The following is a 15,174-nucleotide window of genomic DNA, read 5'->3' on the forward strand; positions in this document are numbered from 1 at the left end:
TCATTTTGTTTTTCGGAAAGTCGTTGGGCTGCGCCGTTGTGCCGCAGCTCGATGCAACAAATAGAACACAATGAATTATTTTTTTGTATACAATAATTATCGAAAGGCGCCACATGCGACGAAAAGCCACAGTAGATTGGGCTTCCGACGAATGAAACGAGCGCTTGAGAAAATGGATTGACCTGCGCCGTCCGCCGTGAATACACTCTGCGCAAAGCCACTTGTATACAATTACAAAACGTAAAGAGGCACAAAACCATGAGCAAAATGAGAGCAATCGAAGCCGCCGTTCTGGTGATGCGCCGTGAAGGGGTCGATACCGCTTTTGGCATCCCGGGTGCCGCCATCAACCCGCTGTACTCCGCCCTGCAAAAGGTCGGCGGCATCGATCACGTACTCGCTCGCCACGTTGAAGGCGCCTCGCACATGGCCGAGGGCTACACCCGCACCAAGGCTGGCAACATCGGTGTGTGCATCGGCACTTCCGGCCCTGCCGGCACCGACATGGTCACCGGGCTCTACAGCGCCTCGGCCGACTCGATCCCAATCCTCTGCATTACCGGCCAGGCACCCCGCGCCCGTATGCACAAGGAAGACTTCCAGGCTGTCGACATCACCAGCATCGTCAAGCCGGTGACCAAGTGGGCAACCACCGTTCTGGAACCGGGCCAGGTGCCTTACGCGTTCCAGAAAGCCTTCTATGAAATGCGCTCCGGCCGTCCAGGCCCGGTGCTGATCGATCTGCCGTTCGACGTGCAGATGGCCGAAATCGAATTCGACATCGACGCCTACCAGCCACTGCCGCTGGCCAAGCCGAGCGCTACCCGCGTCCAGGTTGAAAAAGCGCTGGCCATGCTGGATCAGGCCGAGCGTCCATTGCTGGTGGCCGGTGGCGGCATCATCAACGCCGATGCCAGTGACCTGCTGGTGGAATTCGCCGAGCTGACCGGCATTCCGGTTATCCCGACCCTGATGGGCTGGGGCAGCATTCCAGACGATCACCCGCTGATGGTGGGCATGGTCGGCTTGCAAACGTCGCACCGCTACGGCAACGCCACGATGCTGAAATCCGACGTCGTGCTCGGCGTGGGCAACCGTTGGGCCAACCGTCACACCGGTTCCGTCGACGTGTACACCGAAGGCCGCAAGTTCATTCACGTTGATATCGAACCGACCCAGATCGGCCGCGTGTTCACCCCGGACCTGGGCATCGTGTCCGACGCCGCTGCCGCGCTGACCGTGTTCATCGAAGTCGCTCGCGAATGGCAGGCCGCCGGCAAGCTGAAGAACCGCAGCGCCTGGCTGCAAGACTGCCAGCAGCGTAAAGCCAGCCTGCAGCGCAAGACTCACTTCGACAACGTGCCGGTCAAGCCGCAACGCGTCTACGAAGAAATGAACCAGGTGTTCGGCAAAGACACCTGCTACGTCAGCACCATCGGTCTGTCGCAGATTGCCGGCGCGCAGTTCCTGCACGTCTACAAGCCGCGTCACTGGATCAACTGCGGTCAGGCAGGCCCGTTGGGCTGGACCATTCCGGCAGCGCTGGGTGTGGTCAAGGCCGATCCGAACCGTAAAGTCGTGGCCCTGTCGGGGGACTATGACTTCCAGTTCATGATCGAGGAATTGGCGGTGGGTGCGCAGTTCAAGCTGCCGTACATCCATGTTGTGGTGAACAACTCGTACCTGGGCCTGATCCGTCAGGCACAGCGCGGTTTCGACATGGACTACTGCGTGCAGCTGTCCTTCGACAACCTCAACGCCCCGGAACTCAACGGTTACGGTGTGGACCACGTCGCGGTGGCCGAAGGCCTCGGCTGCAAGGCGCTGCGCGTATTCGAACCGGCTGACATCGCCCCTGCCCTGCGCAAGGCCGAAGAGCTGATCGAAGAGTTCAAGGTTCCAGTGATCGTGGAGATTATTCTGGAACGCGTGACCAACATTTCCATGGGTACCGAGATCAACGCCGTCAACGAATTCGAAGACCTGGCGCTGGTCGGCAACGATGCGCCAACAGCTATTTCGTTGCTCGATTGATCCCCCCCTGTGGGAGCGAGCCTGCTCGCGAAGGCAGTTTCACATCCAACACAGATGTTGGCTGACATATCGCTTTCGCGAGCAGGCTCGCTCCCACAAGGGGCCCTCAGACATTTACAGGAGACCACCATGCCGCGCTTCGCAGCCAACCTGTCCATGCTGTTCACCGAACAGGATTTCCTTGCCCGCTTCGACGCCGCCGCCAAGGCTGGCTTCAGTGGTGTCGAATACCTGTTCCCGTACGACTTCAGCTCTGCCGAAATCAAGGCCCAGCTCGACGCCAACGGTCTGACCCAAGTGCTGTTCAATCTGCCAGCCGGTGACTGGGCCAAGGGCGAACGCGGTATCGCGTGCCTGCCGGATCGGGTTGAAGAGTTCCGTGCCGGTGTCGACCTGGCCATCGCTTACGCACAAGTGCTGGGCAACACCCAGGTCAACTGCCTGGCCGGTATTCGCCCGCAGGGCCTCGACGATGCAACCGTGGAGAAAACCTTCGTCGCCAACCTGAAATACGCCGCCGACAAGCTGCAAGCGGCGGGTATCAAGCTGGTGATGGAAGCGATCAACACCCGTGACATTCCAGGCTTCTACCTGAACAACACAGCGCAAGCCCTGTCGATTCGCGAACAGGTCGGCAGCGCCAACCTGTTCCTGCAATACGACATCTACCACATGCAAATCATGGAAGGCGATCTGGCCCGCACCCTGCAATCGCACCTGAGCGAGATCAACCATGTGCAGCTCGCGGACAACCCGGGGCGCAACGAACCAGGTACCGGTGAAATCAACTACCGCTTCCTGTTCGAACACCTGGACCGCATCGGTTATCAGGGCTGGGTCGGTTGCGAATACAAGCCGCTGACCACCACGGAAGCCGGCCTGGGCTGGCTCAAGACCCATAACGCAATCTGACGCAATTTCCCTTGTGGGAGCGAGCCTGCTCGCGAAGAGGCCAGCACATCCAATATCTGTGTTGCCTGGCACACCGCTTTCGCGAGCAGGCTCGCTCCCACAAAAAAGCACTCCCCTATTTGCTTGAAGCAGCAATAAAAACAAGAGGATTTTCTCATGGCTAAAATCGGATTTATCGGCACCGGCATCATGGGCCACCCAATGGCGTTGAACCTGCAGAAAGCCGGTCACAGCCTGTTCCTGTCGGCGCATCACGATCCTGCGCCTGCCGACCTGGTTGCCGGTGGCGCCGTCGCGCTGGCGAACCCGAAGGAAGTCGCCCAGGAAGCCGAATTCATCATCGTCATGGTGCCGGATACCCCGCAGGTCGATGACGTGCTGTTCCGCGCCGACGGCGTTGCTGCCGGTGTTGGCAAAGGCAAAGTGGTGATCGACATGAGCTCGATCTCGCCGACCGCCACCAAGGCTTTCGCAGCGAAAATCAACGAAAAAGGCGCGCAATACCTCGACGCCCCGGTCTCCGGCGGTGAAGTCGGCGCCAAGGCTGCGACCCTTAGCATCATGGTCGGTGGCGACGCCGACGCCTTCGAACGCGCCCTGCCGCTGTTCCAGGCCATGGGCAAGAACATCACCCTGGTCGGTGCCAACGGCGACGGTCAAACCGCCAAGGTGGCCAACCAGATCATCGTGGCCCTGAATATCCAGGCCGTGGCTGAAGCCCTGCTGTTCGCTTCGAAAAACGGTGCCGATCCAGCCAAGGTGCGTGAAGCACTGATGGGCGGTTTCGCATCCTCGAAGATCCTCGAAGTGCACGGCGAGCGCATGATCAAGGGCACCTTCGATCCAGGCTTCCGCATCAGCCTGCACCAGAAGGACCTGAACCTGGCCCTGCAAGGCGCCAAGGAGCTGAACATCAACCTGCCGAACACCGCCAACACCCAGCAAGTGTTCAGCACCTGCGCGGCCATCGGTGGCAGTAACTGGGACCACTCGGCGCTGATCAAGGGCCTGGAACACATGGCGAACTTCTCGATTCGCGACAAGAAGTAAGCCCTGTCCCACCCAGCATCAAACCTGTGGGAGCGAGCCTGCTCGCGAAAGCGGTTTCACATTCAACAGATCTGTTGACTGACACTCCGTCTTCGCGAGCAGGCTCGCTCCCACAGGGTCCGCGACAAACCCAATAACAAGAATTCCGGGAGCCCGCCATGTCGGTCGATCCGCAACAATTGCTGCGCGAGCTGTTTGCCACAGCCATCGACGCGGCGCATCCGCAACAAGTCCTCGAAGCCCATTTGCCTGCCGACCGCAGCGGTCGCGTGATCGTCATTGGTGCTGGTAAAGCCGCAGCCGCCATGGCCCAGGTGGTCGAGCGCTGCTGGCAGGGTGAAGTGTCCGGCCTGGTGGTGACCCGTTACGGTCACGGCGCCCCTTGCGAAAAAATCGAAGTGGTCGAAGCTGCGCATCCGGTGCCGGACGCCGCCGGCCTGGCCGTGGCCAAGCGTGTGCTGGAACTGGTCAGTGACCTCAACGAAAACGACCGCGTGATCTTCCTGCTCTCCGGTGGTGGCTCTGCCCTGCTGGCACTGCCAGCCGAAGGCATCACCCTGGCCGACAAGCAATCGATCAACAAAGCCCTGCTCAAATCCGGCGCAACCATCGGCGAGATGAACTGCGTGCGCAAGCACCTCTCGGCGATCAAAGGCGGCCGCCTGGGCAAAGCCTGCTGGCCTGCCACGGTCTACACCTATGCGATTTCCGATGTACCGGGCGACCTCGCCACGGTCATCGCCTCCGGCCCTACCGTGGCCGACCCGAGCACGTCGGCCGAAGCGCTGGCGATCCTCAAGCGCTACGCCATCGAGGTTCCGGCCTCGGTGCGCAACTGGCTGCAAAGCCCTGAATCGGAAACTGTCAAACCCGGTGACCCGAGCCTGGCACGCAGCCATTTCCAGTTGATCGCCCGCCCGCAACAGTCCCTTGAAGCGGCGGCGGTGAAATGCCGTCAGGCCGGGTTCAGTCCGCTGATCCTCGGCGATCTGGAAGGCGAGTCCCGCGAGGTGGCGAAAGTCCATGCCGGCATCGCGCGGCAGATCGTCCTGCACGGTCAGCCGCTGGCGGCGCCCTGCGTGATTCTCTCGGGCGGTGAAACCACCGTCACCGTGCGCGGCAATGGCCGTGGCGGGCGCAACGCCGAGTTCCTGCTAAGCCTGACCGACAGCCTCAAGGGCCTGCCCGGCGTCTATGCGCTGGCCGGTGACACCGACGGCATCGACGGTTCGGAAGACAACGCCGGCGCGATCATGACTCCGGACAGCTACGCCCGCGCCGCGGCAAAGGGCCTGAGCGCCAGCGACGAGTTGGACAACAACAATGGCTACGGCTACTTCGAGGCACTCGACGCCCTGATCGTCACCGAGCCGACCCGTACCAACGTCAACGACTTCCGCGCCATTCTGATCCTTGAGAGCACTAAACATGACGCCTGACAAAAAGGTCAAAATACTCGCCACCCTGGGACCTGCCATTGACGGCATCGACGACATCCGTGAGCTGGTGCTGGCCGGGGTCAACATCTTCCGCCTGAATTTCAGCCATGGCGATCACGCCGACCACGCCCAGCGTTTTCAATGGATTCGTGAAGTCGAGCGCCAGCTGAATTATCCATTGGGCATTCTGATGGACCTGCAAGGCCCGAAACTGCGGGTCGGCAAGTTCGCCGAAGGCAAGGTGCACCTGGTACGCGGCCAGGCCTTGCGCCTGGACCTTGATGCCACGCCAGGCGATGAACGCCGGGTCAACCTGCCACACCCGGAAATCATCGCCGCACTGGAGCCAGGCATGGACCTGCTGCTGGACGACGGCAAGTTGCGTCTGCGGGTAGTGACCAAATACGCCGACGCCATCGACACCACCGTGCTCAACGGCGGCGAACTGTCCGACCGCAAAGGTGTGAACGTGCCGCAAGCGGTACTCGACCTGAGCCCGCTGACCGCCAAGGACCGCCGCGATCTGACCTTCGGTCTGGAGCTGGGTGTGGACTGGGTGGCGCTGTCGTTCGTACAACGTCCCGATGACATCCGCGAAGCCCGTACACTGATCGGCGACAAGGCCTTCCTGATGGCCAAGATCGAGAAGCCCTCGGCCGTCGAACAACTGCGCGAGATCGCTGAATTGAGCGATGCGATCATGGTTGCCCGCGGTGACCTGGGTGTGGAAGTGCCGGCCGAAAGCGTGCCGCAGATTCAGAAGAACATCATCAGCATCTGCCGCCAGCTCGGCAAACCGGTGGTGGTGGCGACCCAGATGCTGGAGTCGATGCGCTTCTCACCGGCGCCCACCCGCGCCGAAGTCACCGATGTGGCCAACGCCGTGGCCGAAGGTGCGGACGCGGTGATGCTGTCGGCGGAAACTGCGTCCGGCGAATACCCGCTCGAAGCCGTGCAGATGATGAGCAAAATCATCCGCCAGGTGGAAAACGGTCCGGACTATCAGACTCAACTCGACGTCAGCCGACCGAAAGCCGAGGCGACGGTTTCCGACGCGATCAGCTGCGCCATTCGCCGCATCAGCAACGTGCTGCCGGTGGCGGTGCTGGTGAACTACAGCGAGTCCGGCGCATCGAGCCTGCGTGCGGCGCGGGAGCGGCCGACGGTGCCGATCCTCAACCTGACTCCAAACCTGCAGACCGCCCGTCGCCTGAGCGTGGCCTGGGGTGTGCACTCTGTGGTCAACGACCGCTTGCGCCAGGTCGATGAAGTCTGCTCGACGGCACTGGAGATTGCCCAGGCCCAGGGTATGGCGCAGCGTGGCGACACATTATTGATCACCGCCGGTGTGCCCTTTGGGCAGCCGGGATCGACTAACTCTTTGCGTATCGAGACATTGATCTAGCGCCCATACCGGCCTCATCGCGAGCAAACCCGCTCCCACATTGGTTTTGTGTCGTTCACGGAACCAGGACTGAACAAAGATTCAGTGTGGGAGCGAGCCTGCTCGCGATGCAGGCAACCCGGTCCCACTGACTTTCAGACCTGCCATGCCTGCCAACCATTTCAACACCCACTGTCCCGACTGGGCCGAAGCGTTGCTCAACGGCTTCAGCCAGATCTTTCTCCAGCGCAATCCGCTGTGCGGCCTGCTGTGCCTGCTGGCCATTCTGTTCACGGCGCCCGCCTTGCTCGGCGGCGCTTTGCTCGGCGGTGTCGCCGGGCTGCTCACCGCGCAACGTCGCAACTATGCCAAAGCTGACCGGCAAGCCGGGTTGTTCAGCTACAACGGCGTTCTGCTCGGTCTGTTGTTGAGCCTGTATTTCCCCTGGTCGGCAATGATGCCGCTGCTGATTCTGGCCGCCGGTGGCCTGAGTGCGATGATCACCCAGCAGTGGCTCAAGCGCGTCCGGGTCAGCCAATACCTGCCTGCCTACACGGCGCCCTTCGTCGGGCTGGGCTGGTTGCTGCTGTGCTTCGCCACACCCTCGACACAAGCGCACTTGATCGAAGTCAGCACGCTGAACATGCTCGCCGCCCCCCTTAAAGGCCTCGGCCAGGTGATGTTCCTCGGTCATCCGCTGGCCGGTGCGATGATTGCCGCCGGTTTGCTGATCGCCGATCGCCGCGCCTTCGGCTGGGCGTTGCTGGCGTCTGTCGCGGGCATGGGCTGGAACCTGCTGCACCACGACTTCTACAGTGCATTGCTCGGTCTTGGTGGCTATAACGCCGTACTCGCCGCCCTCGCCTTCAGCTCGCAGCGTCGCCAACCGTGGCTGCCGCTGGTTGGCATCGGCCTGGCGCTGGTGCTGACGCCGGTGTTTGCCGCCATTGGTCTGCCCACGCTGACCGCGCCGTTCATTCTTGCCTGCTGGCTGATTCGCAGCGTTGTGCAAATGCTTGGCAAAGCCACTGTCGAAAGCGTGCCTTGCGCTAACGGGGAGAATCAACCTAGGCTGCGCTGATTTGCGGCCAAGGCGATGTGCATGATCAGCAACGACACGTGGCGTAATCGCCTGTACGTGATTATTTTCCAGACCGATACCGTCGCCGGGCGACGCTTCGACACCAGCCTGCTGCTGATCATCCTCGCCAGCCTGGTGGTGGTGATTCTGGACAGCATCGATGAGGTCCACCAAAACTACGCCAGCCTGCTGGCGTACATCGAGTGGGGCTTCACGGTGATCTTCCTCGGCGAGTACATCCTGCGCCTGTACTGCTCGCCCAAGCCCCTGCGCTATGCCTTCAGTTTCTATGGCATGGTGGACCTGCTGGCCATCGTGCCCGGCGTCCTCGCGCTGTACTACAGCGATGCCCAGTACCTGCTGATCATCCGGGTGATCCGGATGTTGCGGATCTTCCGCGTGCTCAAACTCGGCCCCTACCTCAAGCAAGCCCATTACCTGCTCGATGCCCTGCGCGGCAGCAAGCAGAAAATCCTCGTATTCCTGCTCAGCGTCTGCACCCTGGTGACAGTGTTCGGCACCCTGATGTACGTGGTCGAAGGCCCGCAACATGGCTTCACCAGCATTCCCAAGGGTATTTACTGGGCGATCGTCACTCTCACCACCGTCGGCTACGGCGACATCGTGCCCAAGACCGCACTGGGCCAGGTCATCTCGTCGATGGTGATGATCACCGGTTACTCGATCATTGCCGTGCCCACCGGGATCTTCACCGCCGAACTGGCCACGGCCATGCGTGGCGGCCAGTTGCAGCACGACTGCCCGGTGTGTGCGAAAAACAGCCACGAGCAAGAAGCGTCGTTCTGTTCCCGTTGCGGCAATGCGCTATTCAAGAAGCGGGAATAAGCAAAGAGCTTTTTAATCTTTAAAGGACTATACGAGCCCAGTTATAGTCGCTGGCAAATTGCCCCACTTTTAATAGAACAAGGAATGCGCAGTGAAAAAACTCTTTGGCGCCTCACTTCTCGCCGCTGGCCTGGCCCTGGGCAACATCGCCCAGGCTGCACCGACCCTGCTCAACGTTTCCTACGACGTGATGCGAGATTTCTACAAGGACTACAACACTGCGTTCCAGAAACACTGGCAAGCCGAGCACAACGAAAACATCACTCTGCAAATGTCCTTCGGCGGCTCCAGCAAACAGGCGCGTTCAGTCATCGACGGTTTGCCGGCTGACGTGATCACCATGAACATGGCCACCGACATCAACGCCCTGGCCGACAACGGTAAACTGGTCCCGGACAACTGGGTCACGCGCCTGCCGAACAACAGCGCGCCGTTCACCTCGGCCACCGTGTTCATCGTACGCAAGGGCAACCCGAAAGCCCTGAAGGACTGGCCGGACCTGCTCAAGGACGGCGTTCAGGTCGTCGTGCCGAACCCGAAAACCTCCGGCAACGGTCGCTACACCTACCTCTCGGCCTGGGGTTACGTACTGAAAAACGGCGGTGACGAGAACAAGGCCAAAGACTTCGTCGGCAAGCTGTTCAAACAAGCGCCAGTACTCGACACCGGTGGCCGTGCCGCCACCACCACCTTCATGACCAATCAGATCGGCGACGTACTGGTGACCTTCGAGAACGAAGCGGAAATGATCGCCCGCGAATTCGGCCGTGATCAGTTCGAAGTCATCTACCCAAGCGTTTCCGCCGAAGCCGAGCCACCGGTGTCGGTGGTCGACAAATCGGTCGACAAGAAAGGCACCCGCGCCGCCGCCGAGCAATACCTGAAGTACCTGTGGTCGCCGGAAGGCCAGGAAATCGCCGCCGCCAACTACCTGCGCCCGCGTGACCCGGCCGTGCTGGCCAAGTACACCGACCGCTTCCCGAAAGTGGACTTCCTGTCCGTCGAGAAGACCTTCGGTGACTGGCGCACCGTGCAGAAGACCCACTTCAATGATGGTGGGGTTTTCGACCAGATTTATAGCGGTCAGTGATGGTCGGGCGGTAACGAAAAGGCGACCTGCACAGGTCGCCTTTTTTGTGGCTGTCATTTCAGCTCAGGTTGCCGCAGAAAATAGCCTGGTGACCATCGGCCGGGCTTTCACGCACCACCAGGGCATAGCCGCCGGCTCGAAGGGTCTCGACAGCGACCGGTGCGCTTTTCCAGAAATACTGGTGCGACGCCGCCGAATAGAAGCGTGCATTCGGTCCGTCGTTCAAGTCATAGGCCGGTTTCGCCCCCAGGTTTGCGCAACTGCCCGGATAGATATAGGCCATCAGACGACCCGGTAACGCACTGCCCATGGGCTCGCCACTGACTGCAAACCAGAACACGGTGTCATGCCCACTGGGCATCATGATCGGCCGGCCGACATTCCCGACATTGGCCGAGGTGCCGTTCAGGGGAACGTTGGTGACTTGGTTGTCCGGCACTGTCGAACATCCACAGAGCCCGCCGACTGCGACAACGAACGCCAGCGAAGATACGATTTTCATCGTGATACTCCCGCGTGTAAGGACACATTGAAGTGATCCCCCCTGTAGATTCTAGCTAGCGGGGCTCTGCGGGTTTTTCTTCGGATGGTCGGTTGCGACGTGTCGGCTACATTGGCAGAGTCACGCCCTCCTTGCCCACCGAAATGGATTGAGCGGTGAGCGTGCCGTCAGGGCCCTGCGTCACAAAGGTCACGATCTTTACGCCCACCTTCATCTCCAGGGCCTTGAGGGTGCCATCCTCCTGAGGAATAGCGCGGAGTCAATGTAGCTGCCGGGCTTGATGTCTTCGATGTTGGCCAGGGTCACGGCGCGGCCCCTGGTGTCCCTGGTCAGATTGATCACCACGTTGTCGCCGCTGTTGGCATGGACTTTCAGAACGTCCGGACTGACGCCGGTGATCTCGCCGCGCACCCCGATGCGCGTGCCTGGTGCGTCTTCGGCCCGGACCAGGCCAGCGCTGAAGATGCTGATCAAGGTGACGACTGAAACGCAGTGAATCATCTGACGGAACATCGCATTCATGGAGTGTTCCTCCAGATACAAGACGTGGAGTGAGAACATAAGCACGCTATCGAACAAGATGTAAGTGAATGTATCATTCACCTCCAGTGTTTTGACGCAAGGCACTTCGGCGGACGACACACCCGTCCGCCAGTCATTCCGCAATGGAATGATTACTATCACTCCATTCCCGCTTCCGCCGTTTCAGTCAGCCCGTTAGCCTGCGCGCAATCCTTTCCGTACAGCGAGACTCAATATGATCCCAGCGACCCAGGTGCCCCATGGCACCGCGACAATGACCCGAGGCATGGTGCTGCTGTTCGCCTTCTGCTGCGGCGCCATTGTCGCCAACATCTACTACGCCCAGCCGATCATCGGCCTGATCGCTCCGGACATCGGCCTGACCAATGCCATGGCCAGCCTGATCGTCTCCCTGACTCAGATCGGCTATGCGCTGGGACTGTTTTTCCTGGTGCCGCTGGGGGACCTGCTGGAGAACCGCCGGTTGATGATCATCACCACGCTGGTGGCGATTGTCAGCCTGCTGGGTGCGGCGTTCACCGATCAGCCGAACGTGTTTTTGCTGATTTCGCTGTTGGTGGGGTTCAGTTCCGTTTCGGTGCAAATCCTGATTCCGTTGGCTGCGCACCTGGCGCCGGAAGAAACACGTGGCCGTGTGGTTGGCGCAATCATGGGCGGTTTGTTGCTCGGCATCCTGCTGGCCCGGCCAGTGTCCAGTGTGGTGGCCGATCACTTCGGCTGGCGGGCGATGTTTGTGATTGCCGCGGTATTGATGGCGGCCATCAGCATCGTGCTGGCGATGACCATTCCCAAGCGTGAACCTGATCACAGCGCGTCCTATGGCCAATTGCTGGGCTCGCTGTGGACACTGTTGCGCAGGCAGCCGGTGCTGCGCCAGCGTGCGTTTTACCAGGGCTGCATGTTTGCCACCTTCAGCCTGTTCTGGACCGCCGTGCCGCTGGAGCTGGCGCGCAATCACGGATTGTCGCAAAGCGAGATCGCGATTTTCGCGCTAGTGGGAGCCATCGGCGCCATTGCCGCCCCGATCGCCGGACGCCTGGCCGATGCCGGACACACCCGCATCTCGTCATTGCTGGCCCTGATGTTCGCCAGTCTGAGTTTTGTGCCGGCGTTCATCCATCCCGCCTACAGCGTCATCGGTCTGGCCGTGACCGGCGTGGTGCTCGATTTCTGCGTGCAGATGAACATGGTCCTCGGCCAGCGTGCGGTCTACGCCCTCGACGGCAAAAGCCGCAGTCGCCTGAACGCGCTGTACATGACCAGCATCTTCATCGGCGGCGCCTTCGGCTCTTCGATAGCCAGCGCGGTGTACGAACACGGTGGCTGGTTGTGGATCGTGATCGTCGGCAGTGCATTCCCGCTGCTGGCATTGCTGCGGTTCCTGAGTGTTTCGCAGAAGGTTTCGCTGGCGACGGCGTAAGGACTCAATACCCGGTCGGATCGCCGCCCGGAGCAGGCTCGCTCCCACAGTGGATCCGCAGTGTTTTTCAGAACAGTACAGGGACTCTGAATGGACCGCCTCGGCGCAATGGAAACCTTCGTCTGCGTGGTGGAAACCGGCTCGTTTTCCGCCGCCGCACGGCGTCTGAACATCGGCCAGCCGGCCGTGTCGAAAACCATCGCGCAGCTCGAGTCGCGGTTGGCGGTGCGGCTATTGCTGCGTTCGACCCGGGGGCTGACGCCCACCGAAGCCGGGCTGGCCTTTTTCGAACGGGCAAAGCGTGCCATCGAAGAAGCCGACGAGGCCGACAACGCCGCTCGAGGTTCCGCCAGCGGGCTGAGTGGCAACCTGCGTATCTGCGCGGCTGTCACTTTCGGCCGGCTGCATATCGTTCCGCACCTGGGTCCCTTCCTGGAGCAAAACCCGGCGTTGAACATCGACCTGATACTCGATGATCGCAACGTCAACCTGGTGGAAGAAGGCGTCGATATCGCCCTGCGCATGGGTGCTCTGAGCGACTCGGGCCTGACTGCGCGCAAGATCGCCGAATGCCGGCGCATGGTACTGGGTACACCGGCGTACTTCGAAAAACACGGCGAGCCCACTTGCCCCACCGACCTGTGCAAGCACCAGGCAATCGTCTATACCCTCGGCGGCGCCAGTTGGCCGTTCAACAAGGCCGGCGAGGAACAATCGGTCATCGTCAGCGGCCGGATCCGCGTCAACGCCGCCGAAGGCCTGCGTGAAGCCGTGCTGACCCACCAAGGGCTGACCATGGCCTCGCAATGGATGTTTGCGCCGGAACTGGCCGACGGTTCGGTCCGGGAAGTGATGAGGGACTGGGCTCTGCCGAACCTGGATTTGTGGGCGGTTTTCCCCACGGGGAGAATGACCAGCGCCAAGGCTCGGGCATTCGTGGAGTATGTACAGGGGCTGTTGGCCAGAAAGGCCTGACAGGCAGCCGGGGGGTTACTCGTCAATGCAGACCAGCAACCGTTCGACCGTTTGCTCAAGCGGCCCGGAGTTGTCGAGCAAGTGCACGGCCGGGTCCTGCGCCAGCAGTTGCTCGCTGAATCGGGCATTGCGTGCCAACCGCTGATCGATCTCGATCGGCGATTCCCGCCCGCGCTCCAGCAAGCGATGACGCAGTACTGCCTGATCCACAGTCAACAGCAGCACCAACGCGTTCGGATAGCGCAGGCGCGTGTTCTGCAAATGCCCCCGAGAGCCATTGATCAGTACGTCCTGCCCGGCGGCCAGCCAATCGTCGATTTCCCGCGGGATGCCATAGGATAACCCGTTGGCGTGCCAGCTCAGGGCGAATGCGCCCTGGGCCTCCATATCGGCGAACTGCTGTGCACTGACGCCCTGCGCCGCCTCGCCCACGGCCTCCGCCGAACGGGTGATGACCCGCCGCACGACGCGGCAGCCGCGTTCGGCCAACCGTGTTCGCGCAGCATCCAGCAGGCTGTCCTTGCCCGAACCTGAAGGCCCGATGAGATAGATCAACCTGCCCGCCATCAAACCAACCTCTTCATTTGTCGCCCTGTTTGCCGGCCCCACGGCAGACCGTCCTGATTGCGCTTGCACCGGATCAGCCTGCAGGCCCGGCGTATGATCCATCACCGACAGCGGTTGCACCAGCGGGTTTTCCAACGGGTCACGGTATACGCTGAGGGTGTCCTCGCAGCGCAGGTCAATCCGGCGTCGGGGTGTTGGGCGACGTGTTTTTTTACCGGTGTACATATCCGTTTCTGCGGTAACGGCCACTTAGGGTTCCGCCCTGACGGCGGGTTACTTGGAAAAGCCCCAAGTAACCAAGGGCTCTTGCCCCTGACGTTCGGTGCCTCGCCAAGGCTCGGCATCCCCTCGCTCCGGTCTCTCGAGGGGGCAAGAAGATCAAAAGCCAAAGCGAGGCGGCCTGACAGCCGACCTAACCACAGATGAACGCGTTCCCCCTGTAGGAGCGAGAAGAGCAGAGCAAAAGCAGGTCGGCATACCCCCACGCTTTTCACCATTCAACAGGCCGAGCGTTAGCTCGCCTGCCGCTCTTGATCTTGATCCACCCGCCCCCTCGGCAGGCTGAGTGGAGGTGTTCATCCGGGGAAAGGCGCGCAGCGCCGTTCGACGCAGTCGAACCCATTGCATGTAGGTCGCGCGAAGCCGACCGGAGGGCAATGCCCCCGGATGAATGCCGGAGCGAAGGAACCCCGAGCCCAGGCGAGGGGCCGGACGTTCGGGGCGAGCGTTTTTTTGCTTACTTTTTTTAGGCGCTTGTAAAAAAAGTGAGTCGCCGTAAGGGCGAAACCCTAAGCCGCCATGACCGCAGCAACGGATATGTACACAGTCAGGCTCGCTCCTACAGGTTTCAGCAGCGACCCGCCAATCACATTCCAGTGCAGGTACAAAAAAGGCGACCCAAAAGTCGCCTTAATACGTTACTGCCCGAATTGCCGCCCCAGCCCCCCAGGCACACCGTGAATATCAGTCTCCTCCCACGGCCCCTTCGGACTGATCGACCGGCTCCAGCCGTTATCCCAGCGATAGTAGGTACGCTGGCGATAGAAGGTATTGGGCTGGTCATCCAGCACATAGACCCCAAGCTTCGGATCCCAGTGACTGTTACCCCCCGGTGGCGGCGCGAAACTGGCCGAGGTACGCGGCAGCGGTTTCGCTGGCTTGGCCGGTGTGGCTGGCTTGACCGGTACCGTCGACGGCGCTGGCTTGGTGCCTGGTTGCGACGGCGGGATCGGCGGTGGTGCCTCATGCTCCCCTGGTTGCTGGACCGCACAAGCGCTTAACCCCATAACAACGCTGAGCAGGGTGATACGAGCGAATGCGGTCATGATTGC

The 15,174-nt window shown here is 61.1% G+C and carries 13 protein-coding genes and 1 pseudogene; 10 read left to right on the forward strand and 4 right to left on the reverse strand.

The features are described from left to right. Window positions 1-258: 258 nt before the first annotated feature. From gcl to CAF65_RS15075, 8 genes are all read left to right on the forward strand, one after another. Window positions 259-2,034 carry a glyoxylate carboligase gene (gene gcl / locus CAF65_RS15035; protein ID WP_085716964.1) on the forward strand — a complete coding sequence of 592 codons (1,776 nt, stop codon included), beginning with the start codon at window positions 259-261 and terminating at the stop codon, window positions 2,032-2,034. 129 nt (window positions 2,035-2,163) lie between these two features. Next, entirely contained in the window at window positions 2,164-2,946 is a 783-nt protein-coding gene (gene hyi / locus CAF65_RS15040; RefSeq protein WP_085716965.1) for a hydroxypyruvate isomerase, read from the forward strand. Window positions 2,947-3,102: 156 nt separating this feature from the next. Beyond that, the gene (locus CAF65_RS15045; RefSeq protein ID WP_085716966.1) at window positions 3,103-3,996 is read left to right on the forward strand and encodes a 2-hydroxy-3-oxopropionate reductase; all 894 of its coding nucleotides are present in this window, start codon (window positions 3,103-3,105) and stop codon (window positions 3,994-3,996) included. A gap of 158 nt (window positions 3,997-4,154) precedes the next feature. After that, window positions 4,155-5,435 (forward strand): glycerate kinase, encoded by a 1,281-nt coding sequence (locus CAF65_RS15055; protein ID WP_085716968.1) that lies wholly within the window; start codon window positions 4,155-4,157, stop codon window positions 5,433-5,435. Beyond that, window positions 5,425-6,840, forward strand: a complete 1,416-nt coding sequence (gene pyk / locus CAF65_RS15060) for a pyruvate kinase (protein ID WP_085716969.1) — start codon at window positions 5,425-5,427, stop codon at window positions 6,838-6,840. Before CAF65_RS15055 ends, pyk begins: the two co-directional genes overlap by 11 nt. 145 nt (window positions 6,841-6,985) lie before the next feature. Continuing rightward, the gene (locus CAF65_RS15065; RefSeq protein ID WP_085716970.1) at window positions 6,986-7,900 is read left to right on the forward strand and encodes an urea transporter; all 915 of its coding nucleotides are present in this window, start codon (window positions 6,986-6,988) and stop codon (window positions 7,898-7,900) included. Window positions 7,901-7,921: 21 nt separating this feature from the next. Further along, entirely contained in the window at window positions 7,922-8,746 is an 825-nt protein-coding gene (locus tag CAF65_RS15070; RefSeq protein WP_085716971.1) for an ion transporter, read from the forward strand. Window positions 8,747-8,837: 91 nt separating this feature from the next. Then, window positions 8,838-9,836 (forward strand): sulfate ABC transporter substrate-binding protein, encoded by a 999-nt coding sequence (locus CAF65_RS15075; RefSeq protein WP_085716972.1) that lies wholly within the window; start codon window positions 8,838-8,840, stop codon window positions 9,834-9,836. 58 nt (window positions 9,837-9,894) lie between these two features. Here CAF65_RS15075 and CAF65_RS15080 read toward each other — a convergent pair whose 3' ends face one another. Together CAF65_RS15080 and CAF65_RS15085 are read right to left on the reverse strand one after the other, a co-directional pair. Beyond that, window positions 9,895-10,338 carry a hypothetical protein gene (locus CAF65_RS15080; RefSeq protein WP_085716973.1) on the reverse strand — a complete coding sequence of 148 codons (444 nt, stop codon included), beginning with the start codon at window positions 10,336-10,338 and terminating at the stop codon, window positions 9,895-9,897. A gap of 106 nt (window positions 10,339-10,444) precedes the next feature. Beyond that, window positions 10,445-10,860: pseudogene (locus CAF65_RS15085) on the reverse strand (hypothetical protein). 235 nt (window positions 10,861-11,095) lie between these two features. Here CAF65_RS15085 and CAF65_RS15090 point away from each other — a divergent pair. Beyond that, the gene (locus tag CAF65_RS15090) at window positions 11,096-12,301 is read left to right on the forward strand and encodes an MFS transporter (protein WP_085716974.1); all 1,206 of its coding nucleotides are present in this window, start codon (window positions 11,096-11,098) and stop codon (window positions 12,299-12,301) included. A 90-nt stretch (window positions 12,302-12,391) separates the two neighbouring features. Further along, window positions 12,392-13,276 carry a LysR family transcriptional regulator gene (locus CAF65_RS15095; RefSeq protein WP_085716975.1) on the forward strand — a complete coding sequence of 295 codons (885 nt, stop codon included), beginning with the start codon at window positions 12,392-12,394 and terminating at the stop codon, window positions 13,274-13,276. A 15-nt stretch (window positions 13,277-13,291) separates the two neighbouring features. On the opposite strand, the gene phnN is transcribed toward CAF65_RS15095, so the two are convergent. After that, a complete protein-coding gene (gene phnN / locus CAF65_RS15100) occupies window positions 13,292-13,843 on the reverse strand; it encodes a phosphonate metabolism protein/1,5-bisphosphokinase (PRPP-forming) PhnN (protein WP_085716976.1) in 552 nt (183 codons plus the stop codon). 917 nt (window positions 13,844-14,760) lie between these two features. Further along, window positions 14,761-15,168: a hypothetical protein gene (locus CAF65_RS15110; RefSeq protein ID WP_085716978.1), complete on the reverse strand. Its 408-nt coding sequence runs from the start codon at window positions 15,166-15,168 to the stop codon at window positions 14,761-14,763. Window positions 15,169-15,174: the final 6 nt, after the last annotated feature.

The organism is Pseudomonas sp. B28(2017), from assembly GCF_002113025.1.
Lineage (GTDB): Bacteria > Pseudomonadota > Gammaproteobacteria > Pseudomonadales > Pseudomonadaceae > Aquipseudomonas.

What these genes read in the sequence shown, in the direction of transcription:
- CAF65_RS15110 (WP_085716978.1), bottom strand. Translation starts at nt 15,168, where the DNA reads ATGACCGCATTCGCTCGTATCACCCTGCTCAGCGTTGTTATGGGGTTA.
- CAF65_RS15055 (WP_085716968.1), top strand. Translation starts at nt 4,155, where the DNA reads ATGTCGGTCGATCCGCAACAATTGCTGCGCGAGCTGTTTGCCACAGCC.
- CAF65_RS15080 (WP_085716973.1), bottom strand. Translation starts at nt 10,338, where the DNA reads ATGAAAATCGTATCTTCGCTGGCGTTCGTTGTCGCAGTCGGCGGGCTC.
- CAF65_RS15065 (WP_085716970.1), top strand. Translation starts at nt 6,986, where the DNA reads ATGCCTGCCAACCATTTCAACACCCACTGTCCCGACTGGGCCGAAGCG.
- CAF65_RS15045 (WP_085716966.1), top strand. Translation starts at nt 3,103, where the DNA reads ATGGCTAAAATCGGATTTATCGGCACCGGCATCATGGGCCACCCAATG.
- pyk (WP_085716969.1), top strand. Translation starts at nt 5,425, where the DNA reads ATGACGCCTGACAAAAAGGTCAAAATACTCGCCACCCTGGGACCTGCC.
- gcl (WP_085716964.1), top strand. Translation starts at nt 259, where the DNA reads ATGAGCAAAATGAGAGCAATCGAAGCCGCCGTTCTGGTGATGCGCCGT.
- CAF65_RS15095 (WP_085716975.1), top strand. Translation starts at nt 12,392, where the DNA reads ATGGACCGCCTCGGCGCAATGGAAACCTTCGTCTGCGTGGTGGAAACC.
- CAF65_RS15070 (WP_085716971.1), top strand. Translation starts at nt 7,922, where the DNA reads ATGATCAGCAACGACACGTGGCGTAATCGCCTGTACGTGATTATTTTC.
- phnN (WP_085716976.1), bottom strand. Translation starts at nt 13,843, where the DNA reads ATGGCGGGCAGGTTGATCTATCTCATCGGGCCTTCAGGTTCGGGCAAG.
- hyi (WP_085716965.1), top strand. Translation starts at nt 2,164, where the DNA reads ATGCCGCGCTTCGCAGCCAACCTGTCCATGCTGTTCACCGAACAGGAT.
- CAF65_RS15090 (WP_085716974.1), top strand. Translation starts at nt 11,096, where the DNA reads ATGATCCCAGCGACCCAGGTGCCCCATGGCACCGCGACAATGACCCGA.